Below are 5,915 nucleotides of genomic sequence, written 5' to 3'. Positions count from 1 at the left end.
TTTTTTTATTATTCATTTCATTGAAAAGGTATTGCTATCTCAATTGCCGTGGATTATCAGTTATGTCATAAGCTCCGAAAGGGGCTTTTTTATTGTCTAAAGGAAAGTATGAGCTATGAAATATTTAAGTAGATTCCACTTGTTGATGCTGAGCAAGAAATTGAGCCATTAGTTGATGTAAGTAAGTTGGGTGATGGTGTAGAATAAAGGCAAGAAAAAGGCTTATGTAATTACATGATTATGAGTGAAACATATTTAGTCTGTAAAGATGGCCCTTTTAATATCATTAGCAAAGGCATAAAAAATGCGGAACTAACAGTCAGTTTTATTGAGGTGGTTCGATGATCAGCAATTCAGTTAAAGTCAGTTTAGATAAGTCGAGTAGCCTGCTTGGTTTGATTTGTATGATTTGGATATTAGCAAGATCAATGATCTTGGCAGTTCAAATCATTTCTATTTCTGTAATGAGATGCATAAATAGTTTTTGTAAATTATATGAAGATGATCATTGGAATGAAGGGCATGGCAGTTATGAAAAGCCTATGTTTTCTCTACTTCTTGCAACTATGATGAACTTATATCTTTGTGAAGGATATGCAAAAGAAAAATCTAGCTTTTTGATTTGTACTGATGAGTATTCTGATGAAATTTCAATTAGTGATCCTATAGAGTTATATTATAAATTTTATGATTTTGATGATCGTATCATAGCTAATTACATTATTAGATATATGTCATTTGTAGTTATGCCAACACTAAGAAAGTCCATTAATGAGATGTATATTGAAGAGAATTAACAGTATTATTATAAACAGCCCCTTAATTGGGGTTTTTTGTTGCATGGAATAAAAATGAAAACAGATAAAAAAGGCATTGAGCTAATCAAAGATTTTGAGGGCTGTAAGTTAAAAGCCTATCAAGATTCAGTGGGCGTTTGGACTATTGGTTATGGTCATACCAAAGGCTTTAAGAAGATCGATGGCAAGCCTCCAAAACTATCTAAAAGTGAAATCATCACTCAAAAGCAAGCAGAGCAATTACTCATTGAAGATTTGGTAGATGCAGAAAATGCAGTTAATCGATTAGTCAAAGTCGAAATTAACCAGGATATATTTGATGCGTTAGTATCATTCACATTTAACTTAGGCGCAGGTAGTCTTCAATCATCTACATTACTCAAGCTATTAAACCAAGGCAAGTATTCAGAAGCGGCTGAACAGTTCACGCGTTGGGTATTTGCAGGTGGTCAAAAGCTTGATGGATTGGTTAGAAGAAGAAAGGCAGAGCAGAAGTTATTTAGATCAGGAAACTAATATGGAAATAATGAAGATTGTTTTACTGATGATTGCATTAGGATATGCAACATTGGCAATGATCCTTTTTCCGTTTCTTCTCATGCGCTGTATTCAATATTTAAAGTTCATTAAAAACGATGAATATTATGATTACGAAAGATGGCTAAATGACCAGAAAGAAAAGTGGCGACGGTAAAAGGTAAGCGGTAGCATCGCAAAAGTGCAAGTTAAAGGGAATTGATCTAGCATCATGCCATTGGTGCTAGGCTGAGTTTCTATGTAGTACAGACAAACGAGATATATGCTGTTATTTGCGTTTAAATAATGACAATTGTGGAGGTTGGTATGCGTAAGACTTTATGTCGCTAAATAGTGATATTTGATGCAGCTTCTTGGCTTTAAAGAAGTGAGCGAAGGTAAACCTTTAATTTTCACGCTATTGATAATCATTGTGGCTGGCAGTCCAAGGCGGTAACAGCGACAGCACTTAAAGTAGGCTATAACGATTGATTGAATAGGGCCATTAAAGGGGTAGAGAAATTAGCTAATAGCGGGGTGATTTCTCGTATGACGATTCACTCAACACTTTGAAAAGAGTATTGGGCGATTTGTTGAATGTGTAGAACAACACAGAGGAAAGAGTGAGTTTGCTGTGTTGGCCGAGCATAATATTTCATTGCAATCTTTATCTAAGCAAAATCCAATGCCTATCAATAATGTTGATTATCTAAGAAGTACAAATAAAAGGTATTGTAATGCAGTTAAAAGAACTATTCACAAATGACAATGGTCGATTGAGCACAACAAACACTATACAGATGATGAGTGCTATTACGTTGTGTATTGGCTTCTTTGTTGCGATGTTGTTTGATTTAACAGTGCCAAGCGAATTAGCTTTTATTATTGCAGGCATGGCAACATTGACAGCGACTAGCAAAGGATTTGTGTCTATAAAAAGAGATAAATCGTTATAGTTTTTATTGATCAGTAAATATTTTTTATTTATAATATGTGTAAATATAAGTATATATAGGTTATTTAAATGAAAAATAAAGGCTTTACACTAATTGAATTAATGATCGTTGTCGCAATTATAGGCATATTATCTATGTTTGCATTGCCAGCTTACCAGGATTATACAAAAAGAACGTATGTTGCGGAGGGCCTAGCGCTTTCTAGTGCAGCAAAAATGGCGATAACAGAGACTTTCTCAACTCAAGGAGTATGGCCATTATCGAATGAAGAGGCTGGATTGCCAAATGGAAATATGATTACAGGGCAGGCGGTTGGTGGTATCTGGGTTACGATCGGCGCAGCATATGGCAATCCATTAATTAAGATTTTTTACAATACAAAAGTTGTTGGATATAATGCATTTCCTTCAACTCAAGCAGATGTGCATTCTGCATCTTATAAAAATGGAATTACATTATCTTTGGATGGAAATCAGATAAATGTGGCAGATAATATAAAAGGCAGTATAAAATGGAAATGCCTATCTTATGGCGAGGACCTTCAAAATAAGTGGTTACCTTCAAACTGTAGGGCGACTGCATATCAACAAAACTAAATTAAGTTTTATTTATACATTATTATGAATAGATTTAAAATAATAGCTTTAAGCATACTAGGCGCATTGAGCGCCTTTTTTATGCTTGTAATTCAGCGAAAGAATCTAAAGATTGAGCAACAAGAGCAACAGCTTAAATCTAAAGATCAGCAAATTAAAACACAGGAATTTATTAATGGGGAAAATGACAAAATAATAGTTAATAAAGGCAATGTTTCTAATATGTCTGATGATGCTATTGCAGGCGTGTACAAGCAAAATGGATGGATCGAAGATTGATTATAGAGCAATCAACAGTGCTTGAGACCTGAGCCAGTAAAACTGCCAAATGACACAAGTACTGAGGCAATGAAAAGATTGTACCCAATCTATGTAAAGCTTCAGGATTGCACGGATTATCGAGGGCTAAAGCACTCGTTTTCTAATAAAGAATAGGTAGGCTGCTAGATAAAAGAATAATAGGGATACAGTAAACGCTAAAAGTCTTTTCATGTAGAAGCTTGTAGCATTAGCAATATGTGTATTATCCATTTTGAATACATAGAAACTTAGGTATAGATACAGCCCCCCAGATAGTGATAAGGCTATTGAAACAAATATTGCGATAGTAAATTTTTTATAAAGTGTCATATAAGCTCCTTTTCCGGAGATTATGACAAACGCATTAATAAAATCAAGATGGTGTATTGCTAGGCTGGATATGTATTTCTCTTGTGATAAACAAACCAAACGATAACACTGCAAAGAATATGGAAATAAATGCATATATCAAACGCTCAGTGTGAGCACACCATGCTTGATTAGATAGTTCTCTTAATGGGCTTCCCAAAAAGTACAGCTCCAAGAACAGATTAGTAGCAGCAAGCCCCGAAATGATTGCTGAGATAGTAATCGCAATAGTTAATTTAACCGTCATATTTATCTCCTAGTATTTGGTTGATTATGACAAATCCTTACACTTATTGAAACAGATAAGTGTATGGCAGATCATTTAAAAAACACATTTGAAAAATATCAATTTTGGGTGTTTACAGCCATGGCAAGTATCTTGGCTGGAATTGTCCTAAACTCACAAGCAGATACCAATAGGCGACAAGAAGAGACTTAGAGAGAGATCGTTGCTATGTCCAAGCAAGTTGCTGTTGTTGTGGTAAAGCTTGAATCATATGAAATGGCTCAGCGTTCACTTCAAGATGAAGTTAAGGAGTTGTCCAAAAGAGTTGGAACATTAGAGCGTGACAATGGTGAGATCAAACAACAATTAAGGCAGTTAAGTAAATAACATAAAACACCTATATAATTGCATCATCTAATAATAACTATAGGTACATCATGAAGATTTTAATTGGTTTTATTTTGTTTTTATCCGTTTCATTTGCATGTGATCAGCCTTATGAAGAGTTTGAAGGCTATAAAATTGGGTGCAATTTTGAAGATAAAAACAATGAGTTTCAGTTAGTAGAATTAAGAGGCAAGCTTTCTCTGTATCAGAAGAATGCAGATGAGATCTTTGATAGCGTCAATGTGATTGTATTAAATGGAAATATAGAAGGGCTAGTTTTTGTAAAAAATACTGAAAGCTTAGGTTCTTCTGTGGATACATTTAGTGAGGATAGGTCTCTTGCTAAAAAGGCAGCTTTGTTGATCCGTAAAATCAATGAGCGATTTGGTGAAAACATACAAATAAATCCAAATAGGGGAACTATGATATGGACTCCTGATCCTAATAATAAAATTATTAGCATGATTAATGTAACAGCTCCGACTATTAAAAATGATAATTTTGATGTCGTGGTCTATTCGATAAAACTATCAAACTACTTTAATCAAATTAAAGCATTAAATTCTAATGATTAAGATTCAATTAAAATAGTTTTAGCCCCTTAATTGGGGTTTTTTATTATCTAAAGCAAAGTAATTATGACGGCTAAGAAAAATAATGCTGGTCGTCCAACATTGTTTGATCAATCAATGATTGAAAAAGCTAAGGAAGGCAGTCATGGACGATAAAGCCTACGCACAAAAACTCTTTAGCTCGCTAGTTCGCAAAACGAATCCAAAGGACTTGAAGCAAATTATCATCATACTTGAATCAGTGGGAAATCTACTGAGTAGTGATAATAAGCAACTGGAAGATTCACTGCGGAATATTAGACAGCAGAGATAAAATAAAAGCCCCTAAAAAGGGGCCATTTAAGATTAAAGCATGATCAAGTTATGATAATTCATCACATAACTTTTGGAGCTCATTAAAGAAAACTCCTGCATGAAAACCATCACAAACGGCATGATGAAGTTGAATAGCAATAGGAACAAAGGTTTTATTGTCTTTAGAAAAGTATTTTCCGATAGTTACAATAGGAGTAAATAGGTTCTGAAGGCTAGAAAACTGCATGCTAAAACTTGTAAAAGATATCCATGGCAGAGCAGAAATATAGAAAATATTTTCAGGCAATTCTCCTTTGGGGAAATAGCTTAAGTCATCTCCATAAAGACTTAAATCTTGATTATATTCTTGAATGAAATCTAAAATATCATGTTGATGCTCACTCCATATAGATGAAAAACTTTTTTGTTGAGTGTGTGGAATGGTATAACTAGGATTTATAGATTCATATACAATTAGATCGTTGTCTTTTACTGCCATTCTGAATTCAGGATGTCTATTAAACACAGTAGCAACCTTGTGTATCATAGCTGGGTAGAACTTGTATTGATTCTCTTTTACCCAAGATAGTAATTTAGTGATTTCTATTTCTGCTGTGATGCTAAAAGCATTTTGTGCATAATTTTTAAATATATTGTAGTGTTCTTTACGCACCCAAGAATCAATATCGAACTTAGAATATTTCATGTTTTATTACCATAATGCTGTAAGTTTAAAGGAATATAGCATATTAGATCTACCTTTATAGATAAAGACTAAAGACTAAAGACTAAACCTATTCAAAAGCCCATTAAGTTGGGTTTTTGTCGTGTGCAAATATCCAAACTTCTAATTTTAAAGCCCTGTTACAGCTGTGTAACATGGCTTTATTTTATTTAAAAGG

Annotated in this window: 9 protein-coding genes; 7 read left to right on the top strand and 2 right to left on the bottom strand. The window is 33.9% G+C overall.

Translation table 11 applies throughout. The annotated features are described in order from the left end of the window. Positions 1-341: 341 nt before the first annotated feature. The 5 genes from BZK16_RS13635 (at position 342) to BZK16_RS13615 (ending at position 3,144) form a co-directional block, all read left to right on the top strand. Positions 342-797 carry a hypothetical protein gene (locus BZK16_RS13635; RefSeq protein WP_077929438.1) on the top strand — a complete coding sequence of 152 codons (456 nt, stop codon included), beginning with the start codon at positions 342-344 and terminating at the stop codon, positions 795-797. A 54-nt stretch (positions 798-851) separates the two neighbouring features. Beyond that, a complete protein-coding gene (locus BZK16_RS13630) occupies positions 852-1,313 on the top strand; it encodes a lysozyme (RefSeq protein WP_077929437.1) in 462 nt (153 codons plus the stop codon). Positions 1,314-2,050: 737 nt separating this feature from the next. Then, entirely contained in the window at positions 2,051-2,269 is a 219-nt protein-coding gene (locus tag BZK16_RS13625; protein WP_077929436.1) for a DUF2644 domain-containing protein, read from the top strand. 68 nt (positions 2,270-2,337) lie between these two features. After that, complete coding sequence (locus tag BZK16_RS13620) at positions 2,338-2,865, top strand: pilin (RefSeq protein WP_077929435.1); 528 nt, start codon at positions 2,338-2,340, stop codon at positions 2,863-2,865. Positions 2,866-2,889: 24 nt separating this feature from the next. Further along, entirely contained in the window at positions 2,890-3,144 is a 255-nt protein-coding gene (locus BZK16_RS13615; protein WP_143691195.1) for a hypothetical protein, read from the top strand. A gap of 394 nt (positions 3,145-3,538) precedes the next feature. Here the strand turns inward: BZK16_RS13615 and BZK16_RS13605 are convergent, their stop codons facing one another. Beyond that, positions 3,539-3,781, bottom strand: a complete 243-nt coding sequence (locus BZK16_RS13605; protein WP_077929432.1) for a hypothetical protein — start codon at positions 3,779-3,781, stop codon at positions 3,539-3,541. A gap of 207 nt (positions 3,782-3,988) precedes the next feature. On the opposite strand from BZK16_RS13605, the gene BZK16_RS14350 reads away from it, so the two are divergent. After that, positions 3,989-4,147, top strand: coding sequence for a hypothetical protein (locus BZK16_RS14350; RefSeq protein ID WP_158076868.1), 159 nt, complete (start codon positions 3,989-3,991; stop codon positions 4,145-4,147). Between the two features lie 50 nt (positions 4,148-4,197). After that, entirely contained in the window at positions 4,198-4,722 is a 525-nt protein-coding gene (locus tag BZK16_RS13600; RefSeq protein ID WP_077929431.1) for a hypothetical protein, read from the top strand. Positions 4,723-5,080: 358 nt separating this feature from the next. On the opposite strand, the gene BZK16_RS13595 is transcribed toward BZK16_RS13600, so the two are convergent. Further along, positions 5,081-5,719 carry a CatA-like O-acetyltransferase gene (locus BZK16_RS13595; protein ID WP_077929430.1) on the bottom strand — a complete coding sequence of 213 codons (639 nt, stop codon included), beginning with the start codon at positions 5,717-5,719 and terminating at the stop codon, positions 5,081-5,083. Positions 5,720-5,915 lie beyond the last annotated feature (196 nt).

Origin of the sequence: Wohlfahrtiimonas populi (assembly GCF_002006795.1) — a bacterium.
GTDB lineage: Bacteria > Pseudomonadota > Gammaproteobacteria > Cardiobacteriales > Wohlfahrtiimonadaceae > Wohlfahrtiimonas > Wohlfahrtiimonas populi.
This window is presented reverse-complemented; position numbering and strand designations above follow the sequence as displayed.